Raw genomic sequence first — 19553 nt, forward strand, 5'->3', positions numbered from 1 at the left:
GGTTAAAGAAATTCATATCTTTAATCTATGCAAATGTATATAAAATACTAATAGGGATTAATGAGTATCAAAGAAATTGACTTGCATTCAGCGCTGAAGCAGTACTTTGGATTTTCTAAATTCAAAGGATTGCAAGAGCCTGTAATTCAAAGTATTGTTGAAGGGCATAATACGTTTGTAATCATGCCCACCGGAGGAGGGAAGTCGCTTTGCTATCAACTTCCAGCCCTTATCAAGGATGGAACAGCTATTATAGTGTCGCCATTAATTGCGTTAATGAAGAACCAAGTTGACGCTATCAGGGGGATTTCGGACAATGAAGGCATTGCCCATGTACTGAATTCTTCACTAAACAAAACCGAAGTTCGCCGTGTTAAATCAGATATCACTAACGGCATTACCAAATTATTGTATGTAGCACCAGAGTCGTTGACCAAGGAAGAAACCGTAGAGTTTTTGCGCTCGGTGCCTATTTCATTTATGGCGGTAGATGAGGCCCACTGTATCAGTGAATGGGGCCACGATTTTAGACCGGAATACCGCAATTTAAGACACATTATCAAACGTATTGGGGAGAACATTCCTATCATTGGGTTGACTGCTACGGCCACGCCTAAGGTACAGGAGGACATCCTGAAAAGTTTGGACATTACGGATGCCAATCTGTTTAAGGCTTCCTTTAACCGTCCAAACTTGTATTACGAAGTACGCCCTAAGACCAAACAAGTGGATGCGGACATCATTCGATTTATCAAACAGAATGAAGGTAAATCGGGGATTGTGTATTGTTTGAGCAGAAAGCGAGTAGAGGAATTGGCGCAGGTACTTCAAGTAAATGGCATTAAGGCAGTACCGTATCACGCAGGGCTGGATCCTAAAACACGGGTTAAGCACCAAGACATGTTCTTGATGGAAGATGTGGATGTGGTAGTGGCTACCATTGCCTTTGGAATGGGGATTGACAAACCAGATGTGCGTTTTGTGATCCACCATGACATGCCAAAAAGTATTGAAAGTTATTATCAGGAAACTGGTAGGGCAGGACGTGATGGTGGCGAAGGCCATTGTTTGGCGTTTTATGCCTATAAGGATATTGAAAAGCTAGAGAAATTTATGGCTGGGAAACCAGTAGCCGAACAGGAAATTGGGCATGCCTTATTGCAAGAGGTTGTTGCTTTTGCTGAAAGTTCGGTGTCACGCCGTAAATTTATTCTTCACTATTTTGGGGAAGAATTTGATAATGCTACTGGTGAAGGAGGCGACATGGATGACAATGTACGTCACCCAAAGAAACAGCACGAAGCCCAAGAGGATGTGGTGACTGTTTTGGAAACCGTTAAAAAGACCAATGAAAAATATAAGGCCAAGGATTTGGTGCATGTGTTACTTGGGCGTTCCAATGCCTTGATTGCGTCACATAAAACCGATGACCAGCCATTTTTTGGTATTGGAAGCCATCACGACAAACGTTACTGGATGGCTCTTATTCGCCAATTGTTGGTAGCCGGCTATTTAAGAAAGGACATCGAAACCTATGGCGTGATGCGTTTGTCCAAAGCAGGGAAGGCTTATTTAAAGGAGCCTATCTCTTTTATGATGACGGAAGACCATGTGTTTGATGAAACTACCGATGAAAGCATTGTAACTGCTGCCAAATCTGGAGGAGCCGTTGCCGATGAAAAACTTATGGGAATGCTCAAGGACTTGCGTAAGCGCAATGCCAAAAAATTGGGCGTGCCACCTTTTGTGATTTTCCAAGATCCTTCTTTAGAGGATATGGCCCTTAAGTATCCTATGACTATTGAAGAACTGAGCTATGTGCACGGAGTAGGAGAAGGAAAGGCCAAGAAATATGGAAAGGACTTTATCGAATTGATTGCCCGTTATGTGGAAGAAAACGATATCATCCGTCCTGACGATATGGTGGTGAAGAGTACCGGAACCAATTCGGCTTTAAAACTTTTTATCATTCAAAATGTGGATAGAAAGTTGCCGTTGGATGACATTGCTGCTTCCAAAGGAATGAGCATGGGCGAGTTTATCAAGGAGATGGAAGCCATTGTATATTCGGGGACCAAACTGAATATCGACTATTGGATTGACGAAATCTTGGATGAAGACCAACAGGAGGAAATCCATGAGTATTTTATGGATTCTGAAACGGATAAAATCTCGGATGCCATTGAGGAGTTTGATGGAGATTACGACGATGAGGAATTACGTTTGTATCGTATCAAGTTTATCAGTGAGGTAGCTAATTAAATAGCATACCTTTAAATTATAGTAAAAGGGAGCCGTTGGCTCCCTTTTTTGTTTCCTCATTTCGTTCCACTCTGTTGAAATGACAACATATAATTAAGCTTCTTTTGAAGGTTTATAGATATCAAAAGGGATGCGGTGTTTTTTTGCTTCCAACAACAAACTATCGATGTTAGATTTTTTGAATTTAGCAATGTCTTCCTTTTCAATGGCAAAATCGATGCGTGTGATGCTTCGATTGGAAACATCTGAATGCTCAGACTCCAATTCTTCCATGTCAGAAGTCATGACCATTTTAAAATCTTTTCCATTAATGGTCAATTGTGCCCCTTTGATGGTTTTGATATGAAAACTTCCAACAATAATGGTCTGTAAAAAATGGTAGCCTCCCAATTCGGCAATGCCCGCATAGCACACGTTCTCTGCGCCAACTGCAAAAGGCTCGTCTTTGATATCGTTGATAATGTTTTGGGTATAACCGTCAGCGTGCAATTTTCCCATGTTTTTGGAGTCTCCAAAAGCCGCTTTTAGTTTGGTAAGTGAAAATTTCATAGGTATCTGTTAGATCATTGCAAATCTAGGTTTTCAAAAAGGCCTTTCCAAAAAGTATTAGTGCTAAATGCCGTCTGTTTTTCTAAAGCGTTTTACATCTTTAACACAACGCATCTTCTTTAGGGAAGCTTTCTGCTTCAACCATAGTTTAGTATCTTTGCACATCGAAACAAAATACAAAGACAATGCAAGACGGTTTATACGCAAAATTTAATACAAGCAAAGGCGACATATTGGTTGCTTTAGAATTTGAAAAAGTACCGGGAACGGTTGGAAACTTTGTGGCCTTGGCAGAAGGAAATTTGGAAAATTCGGCAAAGCCACAGGGAACACCTTATTATAATGGGTTGAAATTCCACAGAGTAATTCCAGACTTTATGATTCAAGGAGGATGTCCTCAAGGAACAGGAACTGGAAACCCAGGGTATAAATTTGATGATGAATTCCACCCAGACTTGAAGCACGATGGTCCTGGTGTGTTGTCTATGGCCAATGCCGGTCCTGGAACCAATGGTAGCCAGTTTTTCATTACGCATGTAGAGACTCCTTGGTTGGACAATATGCATACCGTATTTGGAAAAGTAGTAGAAGGCCAGGATGTGGTGGATGCTATTTCTCAAGGTGATGTTATGGATGCGGTTGAAATTATCCGTGTAGGTGAAGCTGCTGAAAACTTTAATGCTATTGAAGCTTTTAGAACTTTTGAAGGATCTCGTGAAAAGCGTATTGCTGCCGAGCGTGAAGCCAAGAGAGCAGAGTTGGATAAGTTGGCTGCTGGTTTTGAAGAAACTGCTAGCGGTTTGCGTTACCAAATCATCCAGAAGGGAGCTGGTAAAAAAGCCGAAAAAGGAAAAACTGTTGCCGTACACTATAAAGGTCAATTGGCTGATGGAACCGTATTCGATTCTTCATATAAGCGCAACCAACCTTTGGAATTTACCGTAGGTGTTGGTCAGGTAATTGCTGGATGGGATGAAGGTATCGGTCTGTTGCAAGTAGGTGACAAAGCACGATTTGTAATCCCTAGCGATTTAGGGTATGGAAGTCGTGGTGCTGGAGGTGTGATTCCTGGTGACGCTACTTTGGTATTCGACGTAGAATTGATGGATGTAAAGTAATCTCCAATCTTATATATTAAAAGGAAAGCACCTCATTGAGGTGCTTTTTTTATTGAAATATTATGGGCGTGTCCATTCTTGGAATGGCCATGATTTTAAAAGGTTGGGTCATGACCATGGTAGCCATGCCTTCCGGCGCTTTGGTGTTTACGGTAATGGTGCGTTGGGTTTGGGTAGTTTCCAAATTGAGGTCGATGCGGTAACCTCCTGTAGTTTTCACACTCTCAAATACCGCAATGACTTGATAGATATTAAAATTAACATCCTTCTGCGTGAATTGCTCCGACACAGGATTTACTCGATCCATTTGCTCTTTTAGAGCATGCCATTCTGCTTCGGTATTAATAATGATCTGTTGTTTGGGAATGCCTTCGTCTCCATTTCCATAAAGGTTGCCTTCAGCAATTATGAAAGGTTCCATGTTTTGCGTTGTTTTATTGGGTTTTGAACCACAGCTAACTAAGGTAAACACGATGGTGCATAGAAGGAAGCAAGTATTTTTCATGGTATTATAATCTATTGGTTGTTTCTCCTGCTAAAATTTCGAACGGCAATTGGTTTTGACTTGGGGGCAATAAGCAAGTTGTAAAGGCACAATAGGCGCAAGGCGGATTGTATAATCTATTGAAATCAATAGTAACAGGCCCGTTGGTACTTGGTATTTCCAAGACATAGTAGCGTCCGCCACCATAAGTGGTATTGCCGGAAGTGGCATCGCCTAACATGATAAAACCATCAGCTTCGGTGTCGAGTTTGTATTCTTTACCTTCAAACTCAAAACTTACAAAACCGGCAAAATCTGTGGCATGCTTATAGCCTAATTTAGATTCTACATCTTTAGTTTGGGTTTGGTCGTAATAGGTAAATTGCCCTTTCAGGATAAATTTTGGATTTAAAGGGAAGGTTTCAAAACCTTTAAAAGCGTCTATGGCCGGATTCTTTGCATCCCAAACCCTAATATAGCGGTTATCCCCTCGGGTAATAATTTGCCATTTCAAATGCTCTTGATGTAGCATTTGTGAACTTCCATAGCTATCAAAAACCATAGGGAGTCTAGCGGATAAGGTGTCGGCTTCTACCGTAATAATTTTGTTTTCAGCAGGAATGAATATAAGGCTATCGCCTAGTTGTGTATAATTGCCAAAGATGGTTTGTAGGGCTTCCTTTTTGGAGGAAGGTTGGTTGGAGGCATTCAGTCCAAAAACAGTACTACTGTCGATAAGTTTTAACAAACCAGATAACTGTAGATAGTTGTCCTTTCTTACCTCATTTTTAGACTTCCAAAACGCTTCAATGTCTTCCTTATACGTTTGATCAATTTTCTTTTCTGAGGAAGCATTTCCGCAGGACATTAAAGCTGTACATAAAAGGAAGAGAAGGATTCGCATGAATTGAGATTTTAGATTTGAAAGTTATGAAATTTAAAGATACTCACTTTTGGGAAATTGGAAGAAGCTCACAATTCATCCTTAAAAACTAACAGCTCAGAGGGTTTGAATTTTAAGAGGGCTATCAGGACATGATATTTGTACCTGTAAACGAACCTATCATGAAATCACTTCTCTATTTATTGGTAATGCTAACCGTGGGCAACACATTTTCACAGCAATTAATTTCAGGTACTGTTGTAGACTCTAAAGGGCTTCCTGTTGTAGGGGCCAATATTTATATTGATGGCACTTATGATGGTGCCACCAGTAATGAAGAGGGCCATTTTGAGTTCGAAACCCTTGAAGAGGGGCAGGTGCATTTGATTGTATCCTATGTGTCTTACGAAACCCATGATGTCACTAAAGCCGTTACAGATTTGCAAAATCTGAAAGTGGTATTGCGAGATTCCGTAAATGCTTTGGATGCCGTGGTGATTTCGGCGGGGACTTTTGAGGCAGGCGATAATTCTAAGGTGTCTGTTTTAAAACCTTTGGATGTGGTGACTACGGCGAGTGCCTTGGGCGATTTTGTAGGAGCGCTGCAAACCTTACCAGGGACCTCCACGGTGGCTGAAGATGGCCGTTTGTTTGTAAGAGGCGGGAGCGCCGATGAAACTCAAATTTTTATAGATGGCATTAGAGTGTTTACACCCTATACGCCTAGTACCAACAATACGCCATCTAGAGGGCGTTATTCCCCCTTTTTGTTTGATGGGATTACGTTTTCAACAGGGGGATATTCTGCGGAATATGGTCAAGCTTTGTCCAGTGTTTTATTATTGAATACGATTGATGAACCCGATCAAGAGAAGACTGATATTGGTTTGATGACGGTTGGAGGTACCTTAGGTCATACCGAAAAAAGGAAACGTCGATCGTTGAGTGTGAACGCCAGTTATATAAACTTGGCACCTTATACGGCAATTTTTCCCGATAGAAATCATTGGGACATTCCTTTTAGGGGAGGACAGGGAGAGGCAGTTTTTAGACAAAAGTTTGATAGTGGTCTGTTGAAATTTTACACAGCGTTTGATGCCGGCAGTTTTGCTTTGACGCAAGAGGATATCAATTATGACGAAGGGGTATATGTGCATTTGAAAAATAGAAATTGGTATACCAATCTGTCCTATCAAGGTACCTTGGGCAAGGGTTGGTCTTTACATTCGGGGATGAGCTATACTTTGGGTAAAAACACTATCGAACTTATGGAAAGTAATATAGTCAATAGGGAACATTCGGGACATTTTAAGTTGACGTTGAAAAAGCATTTTAGTAATAGAGTGAAATTGAGTTTTGGAGGGGAAGCTTTTGTTACCAATTTTGAAGAAAACTTTGAGGAAGATACACTTACCGTTAATTACGGTTTTACTAATCGTATTTCTGCCGCTTATACGGAAGCAGATATCATTTTTAGTAAGCAATTAGCTTTAAAGGCGGGACTAAGGGCCGATTACCATCATTTGTTCCAAAGTATGGAAGTGGCCCCTAGAGCATCCTTGGCTTTCAAAACCTCAAAGAATGGGCAGCTTTCTTTGGCATATGGGCAATTCTATCAAACTCCTTCTAACGACTATTTAAAGTTTGACCAAGGATTAAAGGCTGCGCATACGTCTCATTATATTTTAAACTATCAATATGTAAATGACGGTAAGATTTTTAGGGCGGAAGCTTATCGCAAGGATTATCATAATTTATTGACGTATACTAACCAACAGCCCACTTTTGACAGTGATTTTGGAACAAATGGTGATGGCTATGCCCAAGGGTTAGATGTGTTTTGGCGTGATAACAAAACCTTGAAACATGTGGATTATTGGTTGAGTTATTCCTATTTGGACACCAAGCGAAACTATTTGAATTTTCCAGAGGCAGCCACTCCTAATTATGCCAATACCCATAACCTTTCTGTAGTTGGCAAATATTGGATTGAGGCTTGGAAAAGCCAGTTGGGATTGAGTTATACCTTCGCTTCAGGAAGACCTTACGATAATCCAAACCAAACCGAATTCATGGCAGCTCGAACCAGAACTTACAACAGTTTAAGTGTGAATTGGGCCTATTTAATAAGTCCGCAAAAAATCTTGTATCTATCCGTGAACAATGTTTTGGGGATTAAAAATGTGAACGGCTACCAATATACCAATTCGCCTGATATGAATGGACAGTATCATAGACGTGCTTTATTGCCTGGAGCAGATCAGTTTTTCTTCATTGGATTTTTCTGGACCATTAGCGACGATGGTAAATCTAACCAATTGGATAAGCTGTAATTTTAAAGTAAAGCCCTATCCTAGCTTTCTTAAAATCTTTTTTAAACTGGAAATCATCAGCCCATTGGAGCTCTTTCCAAAGACTAGTGAATTATCATTTTCTTCTACAGTCAAGTTGCCCTGTACTGTTTTTGAATATATTTTTTGCTGTAAGTTGAGGTCGTAAATCTCTAGAGTCACCAATCCAGAATTGAGTTTCTCACTGTAGTTTTTCCCTATTTGTAGACTACCCATGTCGTTGCTCAAGCGCTTGGCTCGTACGGTTATAAAGAAATCAAAACCCGTTCCATTTTTAATATCCAAGAGGGTGGATTTACTCAATGTTTCTGGAAGTTCTTTGGGCAACATTAATTGTTTTGTTTCATAAACGGTTGAGAAGCGATTACCAAGTAAGCTGGAAAATTCATTAACGGTGATGTCGGTCAAGCTGCTCACTAGGCTGGAAGGGGCTTTAATTTTGTTGAGAAGCCATTTGCCATTCTCGAAATTTAAAGTGCCATGAATGTCTCCATAGCTAATGTATTTGGGAGTGTGGCAGGCGTGAAATAATGCTATGAAGCATAGTAGGGTGATAAGTCGGTTCATTGGTTTGGTTGGTTAAGGGCGAAAGTTGAAAGGTTAGGTCTTAAAGTTCTAAGATGATGTTTTGAATTTGTTTGTTATGAGAAATGAGCTGAAAGTTGATGGCATCAAAATTTGATAAGGTTGTCATTTCCTGATCCAAAACGTTTTTGATTTCAGAGCTTCTCGTTTGTAAATAGGTATTCGATGTGAATTCGGAATTTTCAAAGGGAAACAATTTCACTATTAGGGTGTGGCTGCTGGAAGAACCTCCGAAAATACTGGTTGAAATTTTCGATTGGTAGCTAAAGTTGACCAAGCTATCTTTCCTCGTTACTTTAGACATCACCTCTTTATTGGTGTTCATCTTGATGGCTTCTCCTAAATCGGCTGTTTGAGGTTGTATTTTTGATGGCAATAGGTTACAGCTCACAAGCTGACAAAAAATAGTAAATAGGAACAGCGATTTGATAAAGTTCATGTAGTTGAAAGTGTTGGTTAAGACATTTCAAATCTAACAAAGTTTTTCTATTTGAAGAAAAGTACTGTGCAAAATAGAGATTACAATTCAGCTTTTAAAAGTGACAGTTCAGTAGGCTTCTTTTCAAAAGCTTCCTAAAGTGCAGGATATTTGTTTCAACATTAAAACTTAGCATCATGAAACATTTTTTTTACATCATTTTGTTGCTTTTGGGAAGTCTCACCCAGGCACAAGCCAATTTTGAAAAGGGCATGCAAAAGGCCTTTAGTTTATGGGAAGCCAATCAATGGACTGAGGCCGAAAACCTGTTTGAGCGCATTGCCAATGCCGAACGGGACCAATGGTTGCCCCACTATTATATCGCCCAGATGAACAGCTTAAAAAGTTGGGAGGAAAAGGATGCTGTTGTATTAAAGGCTCAATTGGACAAGGCTCAAGAGCACTTAAATACAGCCAAGAGTATCAGTAAGGAAAATCCGGAGATATTAGTGCTTCAGGCCCATGTGTTGACCAATTGGGTGGTGTTTGATGGAATGACTTATGGTATGAAATACTCAGCAAAAATTAGTGAACTGTATGCCAAAGCCAAACAATTGGCACCCAACAATCCTAGGGCGGTTTATGGGAAGGCAGAGTGGGAGATAGGCAGTGCCAAATATTTTGGACAGGACACCTCACCATTTTGTAAGGACCTAAACCATGCCTTGGAACTTTTTGCTACCTTTAAACCTGAGACGCCTTTTCATCCCAATTGGGGGCAGCAAAGGTTGGAACAATTGCTGGCAGAATCCTGTCAAGAAAAACACTAGCATAACATCATGAACAAGTCAATGAAATCTTTCTTTATCGCCTTTGGTATTGGCTGTGCGATATTTGTATTTGGCAATTCACTTTACGGTGGATTTACCAATAAAAGCATCACCGATTATGTCATTGATTTTGTGTTTTACCAATTGTACGCCTTTGTATTGGGCTACTCCAATATGTACTTTTTTCAATATTTGGAGCGCTTTCAATGGAAGCATTACCTCAAGCGAATTGTAGTAGGTGTATTGGGAGCCACCATCATCACTTTAATTGGTTTGTTTGTGTTGAGAGCCTTGACGGCCATGGTATTCAATGGACATTCCTTTGGAAGCTTTTTGGAACAGGAAACACTTGAAGCCTATAAATTTGGACTGTGGATCACCTTGACCGTTATCGCTATTTTTCATGTGATCTTTTTCTACAATCGGTACCAAAAGAATAAAATCAAGGAGCAGCAAGTTATTGCAGGAACGGCCAGTGCAAAATTCGATGCACTTAAAAACCAGTTGGATCCACATTTTTTGTTCAACAGTTTGAATGTGCTTACCAGTTTGATTGAGGAAAACCCTGAGAGTGCCCAACAGTTTACCACCTCGCTTTCCAAAGTGTATCGCTATGTGTTGGAGCAAAAGAACAAGGATTTGGTAACTGTTGATGAGGAGCTGGACTTCGCTAGAACCTATATGACTTTGTTGAAGATGCGTTTTGAAGACAGCATTGTGTTTGATATTCCGGAAAGGGCTTCCAATCCAGACTATAAAGTAGTGCCGCTGTCATTGCAATTGCTCTTGGAAAATGCTGTGAAGCACAATATGGTTACCAGTTCAAAACCACTTTATATCACTATTTATGAGCGTGAAGGAGCGCTTGTAGTGGAAAATAATTTACAGCCCAAACAAATAGTTAAGCGTGGTAGCGGTGTAGGGCTTGAAAACATAAAACAACGCTACGAATTGCTTACCAGTAAAACCGTTAGTATTCACCAACAGCAAGGAAAGTTCTCAGTGGCTATTCCCATGCTGTCCAAAAAAATATCCGTTATGAGACCATCATTACAACCCGCTTCGCAATTTGACGACAGCTATTTGCGAGCCAGAAAACATGTAGACAACCTAAAGGGATTTTATTACAGTTTGATCTCTTACCTGCTCGTAATTCCTTTTTTAATCTTTATCAACTACAAGACCTTTTGGGGCTTCCATTGGTTTTGGTTCCCACTTTTGGGATGGGGCATGGGCCTTATTTTCCAGGCCTACAATGTCTTTGTTAATGATGGCATTTTAGGCCAAAATTGGGAAAACAGGAAGATTAAGGAGTTTATGAAAGAAGAAGAAAATCAACAAAAATGGAGCTGATCATGGAACCGTATCAAAACAATGATAAGTTTCCGCCGCGTTTGGAGGACACTTATATTTATAAGGAAGAAGCTTATTTAAGAGCTAAGAAAAAAGTTGAAAAATTGGTTGGATTTTATTGGCATTTGGCGTCCTATGTAATCGTCAATTTATTCATCATCATTACCATTGCTATTTCAAGTCATGGAAATATTTGGAATTTTGGCACCTTTGCTACGGCCATTTTCTGGGGAATAGGCTTAGGCTTCCATGCCTTTGGAGTATTTGGCCCCGACCTCTTGTTTGGAAAGCATTGGGAAGAACGAAAAATAAGGGAGTTTATGGAAAAAGATCAGCAAAAATGGCAATGAACGTACTGATTATTGAGGACGAAAAACCCTCGGCAAGACGCCTGCAGCGTATGTTGGACAAAATTGGTGTGCAAGTAGATACTTTGTTACATTCTGTGGAAGAATCTATTACTTGGTTTCAATCCAATCCACATCCGGATTTGATTTTTTTGGATATCCAGTTGAGTGATGGATTGTCCTTTGAAATCTTTGAGGCCGTTTCCATCACTTCACCCATCATATTCACCACAGCCTACGATGAATATGCCCTTAGGGCCTTTAAGTTGAACAGTATTGATTACCTTCTGAAACCTATTGATGAAGCAGAGCTGAAAAAGGCAGTAGAAAAATACCAACAGCGTTTGCCCCAACAAGGCTTGATGAGTTTGGATTTTGAAGCCATCAAAAAATTGTTGGTGAATCCTATAGAACGTGATTACAAAAAGCGCTTTTCGGTGAAAGTTGGCCAACATTTAAAATTGATAACCACCGAAAGCATTGAATGTTTTTACAGTGAAAACAAAGGGACCTATGCCCATACAGCTGAAGGACGCAATTATTTATTGGATACCACCTTGGAGCAACTGGAACAGGAGTTGGACCCCGATCTGTTTTTCAGGATCAACCGAAAGTTTTTTGTCAATATCAATGCCATACAGGACATGATTAGTTATACCAATTCCAGATTGCAGATAAAATTGGGGAGCTTTAGGGAACATGAGGTTATTGTGGCCCGGGAACGCGTTAGGGATTTTAAAGATTGGTTAGAATAAATGTCCTAATTAATCCTCATCCACGCGGTTATCATCAAAAGCAGACGGAAGCATTTTAGGAATGAATTTTATAAAAATAGGCAAGAGCAACATACCGCCGGGCAATAAAAAAATGGCCAAACTTGGGATGGTTTTAATGATATCCAAAAGTTGATCGGTCACTTTTTTCTGTTCTTCATCGGTAAGTGGGCGAGTGGTTGATTTGGTGAGTAGGACCATTAATTCCTTGCTTTGCTTCAATTCCTTGAGTAAGCGTTTGCTGTTACGTTTTATAAGCTTGCTGACCATTCTACTGGAATTGTCGTAAAAGCTCTGCACCATGTTTTTGGAATTCAACAGAGCTATTTTGTCCTTGTTGGTTTTGTAAAATACATCGATGTCCTTTACCGATTGTTGAATGACTGTGTCGGGCAATTGCAGATCATTTCCAAAACGTTTTAAAAACTTCTGTTCTTCCGTATCAATAACCTTATCGCTCCAAAAGGCCATACAGACCACATCGGTAATGTAAAATTTGGAGAGAGGGGTTTCCATACAGGTAATGACATCGTCATAACTCAACGCTTCCTTGTTTTGGTATCGCAAAGAAGCCTTGAGCAACTTAATCAAACTTCTGTCATACTGCGATTTTTCAGCTTTATAATCAAATACAGTCACCACAATGGTTTCTATACAGGCTTCCATTTGCTTGATATACGCTTCAGTAATGTTGTGTGTGCTGAGGTATTTTTGGTAGGCCAAAACATCTACAAACAACAAGGCGTTCGTAATAAAATAATTGAAGTTTTTGGTGATGATATTATCATCGATATGCACGCGTTTGTCAATAATGCTCTCCAGTAGCTCAGATGAGGTTTTTTCACCCAATAAATCTTCAAAAAAGGAACTTTTGTAAGCAGCAATGGTATTGTAAAATCCTACTACACTATCAATAAAGTTTTGAGGTTCTTTTTGAATGTGGTGCACATAATAAAAGGCCAATAAAAGGTTGACTTTTCCAAGCTCTTCGTGGGAGAAATCCCTATTGTAAATGCCATTGAGTACTACTTCTACATTACTACCATAAATAAACCCACAATGTTTTAAAGACTCATAAAATTGATAGTCACCATGGTTAAGGAAGGTGTCGTTTTTAGAAACTTCCTTAAGACATTTTTTTATCCAACCATTGGCAGACGGGTTCATAGGCTTTTCTGAAAAATTTAAGGTGTAAAGATACTTTTTAATCTTAAACCCGAAGTGACTTCCAAATCAAATTAGCTTATGCTGTCTTACTTTTCTGAAATGAATGGAATTATTCCATCATACCATCCAGGGTTTCTATAGTACCATCTGGTCTGTGCTGTAATTCTACCATTTTAATGCTCCTTAAATGGGTGACACCATCCGATAATTTACTGTCGTGATGGAACAAATACCATTTGTCTTCAAACTTGCAGATACTATGGTGAGTCGTCCAACCAACCACAGGTGTTAAGATGACTCCGGCATACGTAAATGGACCATAAGGATTGTCGCCAATAGCATAGCACAGCATGTGAGTATCTCCGGTAGAATAAGAAAAATAATAGTTTCCGTTGTGGTAGTGCATCCAAGCGGCTTCGAAAAATCGGCGATTGTGGTCACCTGCCTTTAGTGGCTCACCAAATTTATCCAAGATGAGCAAATCCTTTGGCATTTCCGCAAATTCCAAAAGATCATCGGTAAGTCTGGCCACTTTAGGGCAGAGAGCAGGTTCATGATCTTGCGGGATATGGGCAAAAGGACTTTCTGGTTCATCGGCATTGAAATGGTCTGTTCTCCAACGCTGCAATTGCCCACCCCAAAGGCCTCCAAAATACATATAGTGTTCACCATCTTTATCTTTAAATACGGCAGGGTCTATGGAAAAGCTTCCTTTAATCGCTTCGGGCTGTGGGGTGAAAGGCCCTGTTGGTGAATTGCTTACAGCCACACCAATTCTAAAAATCCCTTCACGGTCTTTGGCCGGAAAATAAAGGTAATAGGTGCCGTCCTTTTCGGCTGCATCTGGTGCCCACATTTGTTTTTCTGCCCATTGTACATCTTTTACGTGTAAAGCCACCCCATGATCTAGAGCTTCGCTATCAGGAGTGTCCATTGAAAATACATGGTAATCTTCCATGTCGAAGTGACTTCCTAAATCGTCAAAGGCTTCACCTGCATCAATGTCGTGTGAAGGATAGATGTATAGTTTTCCGTTGAATACATGAGCCGAAGGATCGGCTGTGTAAATATGTTTTACGAGATGTCTGGCTATTTTATTCATGAGCTGTGGTGTTTGTGGTATTAGCCTGTTTAATAAGGTCGGTTACAATTGGTTTTGCCTTGTTGCTTCTGTCAAACAATAAAGGGTAATCAGTTCTTCCGGGAATTGGGAAGTCATTTTTCCAAGAGTTCCCATCGTTAACGCCCCAAGTGGTTACCCTTGTAATGCTTTTACTGTTTTTCTTCCATATATTGAACACCTTTTGGAAACGTTCCTGTTGGGCCATTGCCATAGAATCTGGCAATCCTGTTTTAAAAGGATCCATTTTCTCCATATAGGCAGCACGTTCCGAAATATCGGCAGTCATTTGTCTGTTGGGCCATTTTAAAACCGAAAGATCAAATTCGGTAATCATCACGGTGCCCAATTTTGAAAAGGCTTCAATACTTTCTTCATATACTTTTAAGTCGGGGTTGTCCATAGAAACATGGCTTTGCATGCCTATTCCAGTCACTTTAATCCCTTTTTCCTGAATGGATTTTACCAAATTGACAGCACCTTGGCGTTTTTCAGGATTCGAAAGATTGTAGTCGTTGTAGTAAAGTTCCGTATCAGGATCTACTTTCTGGGCAATGCCAAACATAATTTCCACCCAATCTGGCCCGATGATGGTGTAGAATTTACTCTCTCGCATTGTACCATCTTCATTGAGGGCTTCATTGACCACATCCCAACCTTTTACTTTGCCTTTGTAGCGGGTCATGACGGTGGTAATATGGTCTGTCATTCTTGCAATCAATTCTTCCCTAGTGACATCATTCCCTTGGTCGTCTACAAACAGCCATGGAGGTGTTTGCGAATGCCACGCCAGGGTATGCCCTGTAATGAACATGTTGTTCTTCATTCCAAAGTTGACGAAGGCATCAGCATCCTCCCAAAAGTAGGTGTCTTTTTCAGGGTGGATCAGTCCCGATTTCATACAGTTTTCTGCAACAATGGCATTGAAATGGGTTTTGATCACACTATTGGTGGCCGCATCCCGTTCATGGATTTGATTCACATTAAGAGCTGTGCCAATATAAAAATCACTTTTTAAAGCTTCCTTCAAAGAAGTGACTTCTTGAGGCTTATCAATCTGGGTGTCTTTAGATTCTTTTGCCTTGCAGCCTATAATCAGAAGAGAAAGAAGAAGATATTTAAGTTTCATAATCCTTGTAATTTGAAATTGATTATCTACGTGCTTTTAGGTCGTTTTCAATTTGGGTCTCCATTTGCTTATTGATGACATAGAAAAACAAGATGGCAGCGCCTATCAAAAATGGAATGGCAGGATAAATACTCACCAACATTTTAGCTCCCTGAGCCACACTTTCGGGTTGTATGATTTCCTGACCAGCAGGTACCATATCTTTATTAATGTAACCATATCTTCCCAAAATCCAAGTTACCAAGGCCCCACCAATACTTAAACCGGCTTTAAGGCCCACCATCATGGCAGAAAAAATAATGGCAGTGGCACGTCTATTGGTACGCCATTCCGAGTAATCGGCAACATCAGCTATCATGGCCCAAAGAATGGGAATGGTGATGCCATAGAAAAAGCCATGGAGGATTTGCGACCAAAACATCAAGCCAACACTTTTGGGTTGAAAAAAGTAAAAGGCAATGATAAAAAGGGTTGAGATGAATAGAGCGATGCCAAACACATCCCGTTTGCCATATTTGTCAGCCAGTTTTTTGGAGATGGTAATTCCTATTATCATAAAGATAATGCCCCCTGCATTGAATAATCCAAAGCCTGCGGATACAGGGTCGGAACCAAAGAAATTAATCCCCATGTTGGACATCATATCCAAAATAGGACTGATGTATTCGGTTAAGGTTGTTTGATCGACATAATTGTTGAAATAATATACATACGAGCCTCCTTTCATGGCCAAAGTGATAAAAATCAATATGGTTAAGGATAGCATGATGACCCAAGGTCTGTTTTGAAACAAATCGGATAAGTCCTCTTTTAAGCTTGCCTGTTGCTCAGGTTTTGGGACAATACGTTCCTTGGTTGAGGCAAACGTGATGAGGAGCATTACTGTTCCAATAATGGCCAACCAGGTCATTACGGTTTCTATCCCGGCAGCCTTATCGCCTTCCCCCACATACATGATAATTGGGAGCATGAGCACCTGTACAAAGAACTGCGCAAACATAACAGCTACAAAACGATAGGCCGACATGCTGTTGCGTTCTTTCATATCTCCGGTAATCACACCGCTCAAGGCCGAATATGGCAAGTTGTTGGCGGCATATAATAGCAGGAGTAGGGTATAGGTTACTACGGCCCAAATAACTTTACCCTTATAAGAGAAGTCGGGAGTTGTAAAGGCCAAAAGCGCCACAACACCCAAGGGAACCGCAGTATAAAGGATCCAAGGTCTGAATTTTCCCCAGCGGGATTGGGTTCTGTCGGCCACGGCCCCAATGATAGGGTTGAAAACAAAGGCGGCCACAAGGCCAACTGTGAGCATGATTACCGAGGCATGGTTGTTGTCCAAGCCGTAAATATCGGTGTAGAAAAAGGCTAGGTAAGTAATTAAGGTTTGAAATACGAGATTGGCGGCCAAATCTCCCAAGGCGTAGCCAACCTTTTCCATTACGGAGAGCTTTTGAGAATCTGAAGTCATTCTACAAGTAGTTTAATTATGGGTTAGAAGTTAGTTTTTGTGGATTATTACTTCAGCGAATCCATCTGTTGCTGCCTTTTCAATTTTCGGCTTGTAGAAATAATCTCTTTGCAATCTACGAAAAAAATAGGGTAATTTTCATGAAAAACGCAACCGATTGTGAAAGAATTTATGGATAATGGAATTTGCTTGTAAAACAGGCGGTTTCGAGCAGTTTTTGGGAGTTTTATGGGATAAAAAAAGATGCCCATTCAGGACATCTTTTTTATGTTGTTAAAAGTGGAAATTCACTTCTATTGGTGAACATTCTTTTCTTCCTCAATAATACCGCCACAGCTTACACGACCACCGGCGTTACCTGTAGGTTGTGTGGTGAAATCGTCTGTACCTTGATGTACAATTACGGCTTTCCCTAAAATGTCTTTGGAAGGATCTCCACAACCAATACACCATTCATCGGTACTAAAAGAAATGGTACCATGTCCTTTGGCATCGGCTGTAAAATTACCTATATCACCTTTATGGTAACCTTCGGAGCTGCCCCATTTGCCATGAGGTTGTGCTGTTGGGTTCCAGTGACCACCACTGGAAGTTCCATCCTCTGCAGAGCAGTCTGCTTTTTCGTGTAAGTGGATGGCATGTTCTCCCTCACTCAATCCGTCGAATACGGCCACCATGGATACAATCCCATCAACTTCCTTAAAAAGGACATTTCCAGAAACATTGCTTTTACTTTTTGGCTCCAATCTCACCTTAATTTTTTTTGTTTCGGCAGCGTGATTATCCATCTCTGTTTTCTCCGGTGTGGTTACCGTTTCGGTACTTTCTTGCTCAGTACCTTCCATAGTTTTTTTATGATCGTTTTTACATCCCATAAAAAGGCTAACTGCCAATATAGGAACTATTAAGATTGATGCTTTCATTGTTAATTTGGTTTGAATTTTACCGAAAGTTAAGGATTATATGAAGAATACTAAAATTTATTTGAAGTCTAGGAACCACAGTTTTGATTGTAAATAAATAAGGTTTTCGATGTTAATTTCATGGTCATTGTACGTAAAAGCTGAATAAAAATCGTAATTTTATCCTTGGAAAAAACATAACCTAAACTACTTATTACAATGAAAAAAATTATTGTTCCTGTTGACTTCTCTGAATATTCTGAATATGCATTGGAAGCAGCAGCAGCCATAGCCAGAGAGCATGATAGTGAAATATTGGTAATGCACATGCTTGAAATTTCTGAGGCGGTTTTAAATACGGGAGATATTGAGCAAGGAGAAAAAGCTGTATTTTTCTTAAAGATTGCAGAACAGAAATTTGAAACTTTCTTGGATAAACCTTATTTGGAAGGTTTAACAGTGACCCCTGTAGTAAAGCACTTTAAAGTATTTAGTGAATTGGCAGAAGTGGCCGCAAGCCATAGTGTAGACTTAATCGTTATGGGATCGAAGGGCGCTAGTGGGTTCTCAGAGATTTTTGTTGGATCCAATACTGAAAAGGTTGTAAGACATTCTGATGTACCTGTATTGGTTGTGAAAGAAAAATTGGCCAATGTAGAATTTAACAATGCCGTGTTTGCTTGCGATTTCTCTAGCAAAACTTATGGCGTGTATAAAAAGGCAATGTCCCTTTTCAAAGCTATGAAAGTGACTCCACATATTCTTTATGTGAACTTGCCTTCAGACAGTTTTAGAAATTCTGATGAAATTGAAGAGAAGATCACCAACTTCTTGAACAAGACCGATGGTAATTTAGATCAAAAAGAAAACGTAGCTATTGTTAATGATTATACCGTTGAAGGAGGGGTATTTAATTATGCCAACAAAATCAACGCCGATTTAATTGCAGTGGCTACACATGGTAGAACTGGCTTTTTACATTTCTTTGAAGGAAGTATCTCTGAAGATATTGCCAACCATGCATCATTGCCTGTGTTGACTTTCAAAATCTAAGTTTTTGATAAAAGAAAAAAGAAAAGGGTTGGAATGTTCCAACCCTTTTTTGTTTAGTGACACTCTATATGGCTACTGGCCATAGGAGTTGATGGAGCAGGAGAAAGGTAAGGGATGCCCAACCCTAAGCCTCTAAGGATAAACATCAGTCCAATTATTACCACGAATACCGGAATGGCTTTTTGGATGCGTTGTTTTACTTCTGAACTGAGGAACTTTCCTAGATAAATGGCAGAGGTCATTAAAGGAACCGTACCTAAACCAAAAAGCGCCATATACAAACTCCCCTCTAACATATTTTGGTTGGCAATGGCCCCAAAGATGGCCATGTAAACCAATCCGCAGGGTAAAAATCCATTTAGAAAGCCGATGGTTAAAAAGGTGTCGGCAGTTCTTTTTTGTAGTGCATTGCCTAGATTTTGTTTAATTTTTGAAATTACCTTAAAAATAGGAGCCGTAAGTCGGGAGGTACTGAATTTCCCTTGGGGAAGTAAGATCGCCAAGATCATCATAATCCCGATGGCAATGGAGAGCTGTTGTTGGATCCCGAAGAGATATAGGCTTTTTCCAATGAGTCCAAAAACAAAGCCCATAATACTATAGGCCAAAATTCGGCCCAAGTGGTAAATAGCAATTTGCCCCACTTTTTTTGTGGTATTGGAACGGTCTACAGGCAGCATAAAGGCAATGGGCCCGCACATGCCTACACAGTGTAAACTTCCCAATAATCCCAATATAAAGGCCGTCCAGAGCAT

At 40.1% G+C, this 19553-nt stretch carries 19 protein-coding genes; 8 read left to right on the forward strand and 11 right to left on the reverse strand.

Annotated features, from left to right (window positions below; genetic code table 11):
* Nucleotides 1-60 precede the first annotated feature (60 nt).
* Nucleotides 61-2262, forward strand: coding sequence for a DNA helicase RecQ (gene recQ, locus BKM32_RS09005; protein WP_053978271.1), 2202 nt, complete (start codon nucleotides 61-63; stop codon nucleotides 2260-2262).
* 93 nt (nucleotides 2263-2355) lie between these two features.
* Here recQ and BKM32_RS09010 read toward each other — a convergent pair whose 3' ends face one another.
* Nucleotides 2356-2811: a hypothetical protein gene (locus tag BKM32_RS09010; protein WP_076663512.1), complete on the reverse strand. Its 456-nt coding sequence runs from the start codon at nucleotides 2809-2811 to the stop codon at nucleotides 2356-2358.
* A gap of 185 nt (nucleotides 2812-2996) precedes the next feature.
* On the opposite strand from BKM32_RS09010, the gene BKM32_RS09015 reads away from it, so the two are divergent.
* Entirely contained in the window at nucleotides 2997-3929 is a 933-nt protein-coding gene (locus BKM32_RS09015; RefSeq protein WP_076663513.1) for a peptidylprolyl isomerase, read from the forward strand.
* Between the two features lie 49 nt (nucleotides 3930-3978).
* Here BKM32_RS09015 and BKM32_RS09020 read toward each other — a convergent pair whose 3' ends face one another.
* Both BKM32_RS09020 and BKM32_RS09025 read right to left on the reverse strand, forming a co-directional pair.
* Complete coding sequence (locus BKM32_RS09020; RefSeq protein ID WP_171971856.1) at nucleotides 3979-4350, reverse strand: protease complex subunit PrcB family protein; 372 nt, start codon at nucleotides 4348-4350, stop codon at nucleotides 3979-3981.
* 88 nt (nucleotides 4351-4438) lie between these two features.
* Nucleotides 4439-5317, reverse strand: a complete 879-nt coding sequence (locus BKM32_RS09025) for a DUF1684 domain-containing protein (RefSeq protein WP_083702145.1) — start codon at nucleotides 5315-5317, stop codon at nucleotides 4439-4441.
* Between the two features lie 161 nt (nucleotides 5318-5478).
* Between BKM32_RS09025 and BKM32_RS09030 the strand changes: the two genes are divergently transcribed.
* Nucleotides 5479-7629 carry a TonB-dependent receptor gene (locus tag BKM32_RS09030; protein ID WP_076663631.1) on the forward strand — a complete coding sequence of 717 codons (2151 nt, stop codon included), beginning with the start codon at nucleotides 5479-5481 and terminating at the stop codon, nucleotides 7627-7629.
* Between the two features lie 15 nt (nucleotides 7630-7644).
* On the opposite strand, the gene BKM32_RS09035 is transcribed toward BKM32_RS09030, so the two are convergent.
* On the reverse strand, nucleotides 7645-8214 hold the full coding sequence (locus BKM32_RS09035; RefSeq protein WP_076663516.1) for a hypothetical protein: 570 nt from the start codon (nucleotides 8212-8214) through the stop codon (nucleotides 7645-7647).
* A 40-nt stretch (nucleotides 8215-8254) separates the two neighbouring features.
* Nucleotides 8255-8671 (reverse strand): hypothetical protein, encoded by a 417-nt coding sequence (locus BKM32_RS09040; protein ID WP_076663517.1) that lies wholly within the window; start codon nucleotides 8669-8671, stop codon nucleotides 8255-8257.
* A gap of 176 nt (nucleotides 8672-8847) precedes the next feature.
* Here BKM32_RS09040 and BKM32_RS09045 point away from each other — a divergent pair, with 176 nt between their 5' ends.
* Genes BKM32_RS09045 through BKM32_RS09060 form a run of 4 tightly spaced genes read left to right on the forward strand, consistent with a single transcriptional unit; the run spans nucleotide 8848 to nucleotide 11935 of the window.
* Complete coding sequence (locus tag BKM32_RS09045; protein ID WP_076663518.1) at nucleotides 8848-9480, forward strand: M48 family metallopeptidase; 633 nt, start codon at nucleotides 8848-8850, stop codon at nucleotides 9478-9480.
* A gap of 9 nt (nucleotides 9481-9489) precedes the next feature.
* A complete protein-coding gene (locus tag BKM32_RS09050; protein ID WP_076663519.1) occupies nucleotides 9490-10833 on the forward strand; it encodes a histidine kinase in 1344 nt (447 codons plus the stop codon).
* Nucleotides 10824-11183 (forward strand): 2TM domain-containing protein, encoded by a 360-nt coding sequence (locus BKM32_RS09055; RefSeq protein WP_240472305.1) that lies wholly within the window; start codon nucleotides 10824-10826, stop codon nucleotides 11181-11183. Before BKM32_RS09050 ends, BKM32_RS09055 begins: the two co-directional genes overlap by 10 nt.
* Entirely contained in the window at nucleotides 11180-11935 is a 756-nt protein-coding gene (locus tag BKM32_RS09060; RefSeq protein WP_076663520.1) for a LytTR family DNA-binding domain-containing protein, read from the forward strand. The genes BKM32_RS09055 and BKM32_RS09060 overlap by 4 nt, the downstream gene beginning before the upstream one ends.
* Nucleotides 11936-11944: 9 nt before the next feature.
* On the opposite strand, the gene BKM32_RS09065 is transcribed toward BKM32_RS09060, so the two are convergent.
* From BKM32_RS09065 to BKM32_RS09085, 5 genes are all read right to left on the reverse strand, one after another.
* On the reverse strand, nucleotides 11945-13120 hold the full coding sequence (locus BKM32_RS09065; protein ID WP_076663521.1) for an LETM1-related biofilm-associated protein: 1176 nt from the start codon (nucleotides 13118-13120) through the stop codon (nucleotides 11945-11947).
* Between the two features lie 109 nt (nucleotides 13121-13229).
* Complete coding sequence (locus BKM32_RS09070) at nucleotides 13230-14222, reverse strand: glycoside hydrolase family 43 protein (protein WP_076663522.1); 993 nt, start codon at nucleotides 14220-14222, stop codon at nucleotides 13230-13232.
* Complete coding sequence (locus BKM32_RS09075; RefSeq protein ID WP_076663523.1) at nucleotides 14215-15369, reverse strand: endo-1,4-beta-xylanase; 1155 nt, start codon at nucleotides 15367-15369, stop codon at nucleotides 14215-14217. The genes BKM32_RS09070 and BKM32_RS09075 overlap by 8 nt, the downstream gene beginning before the upstream one ends.
* 22 nt (nucleotides 15370-15391) lie before the next feature.
* The gene (locus BKM32_RS09080) at nucleotides 15392-16843 is read right to left on the reverse strand and encodes an MFS transporter (protein WP_076663524.1); all 1452 of its coding nucleotides are present in this window, start codon (nucleotides 16841-16843) and stop codon (nucleotides 15392-15394) included.
* A 293-nt stretch (nucleotides 16844-17136) separates the two neighbouring features.
* Entirely contained in the window at nucleotides 17137-17766 is a 630-nt protein-coding gene (locus BKM32_RS09085; RefSeq protein WP_076663525.1) for a superoxide dismutase family protein, read from the reverse strand.
* A gap of 198 nt (nucleotides 17767-17964) precedes the next feature.
* Here BKM32_RS09085 and BKM32_RS09090 point away from each other — a divergent pair, with 198 nt between their 5' ends.
* On the forward strand, nucleotides 17965-18798 hold the full coding sequence (locus tag BKM32_RS09090; protein WP_076663526.1) for a universal stress protein: 834 nt from the start codon (nucleotides 17965-17967) through the stop codon (nucleotides 18796-18798).
* A 53-nt stretch (nucleotides 18799-18851) separates the two neighbouring features.
* Here the strand turns inward: BKM32_RS09090 and BKM32_RS09095 are convergent, their stop codons facing one another.
* Entirely contained in the window at nucleotides 18852-19553 is a 702-nt protein-coding gene (locus BKM32_RS09095) for a sulfite exporter TauE/SafE family protein (RefSeq protein WP_076663527.1), read from the reverse strand.

The sequence above is a fragment of the Mangrovimonas sp. DI 80 genome, from assembly GCF_001975575.1.
Taxonomy (GTDB): domain Bacteria; phylum Bacteroidota; class Bacteroidia; order Flavobacteriales; family Flavobacteriaceae; genus Mangrovimonas_A; species Mangrovimonas_A xylaniphaga.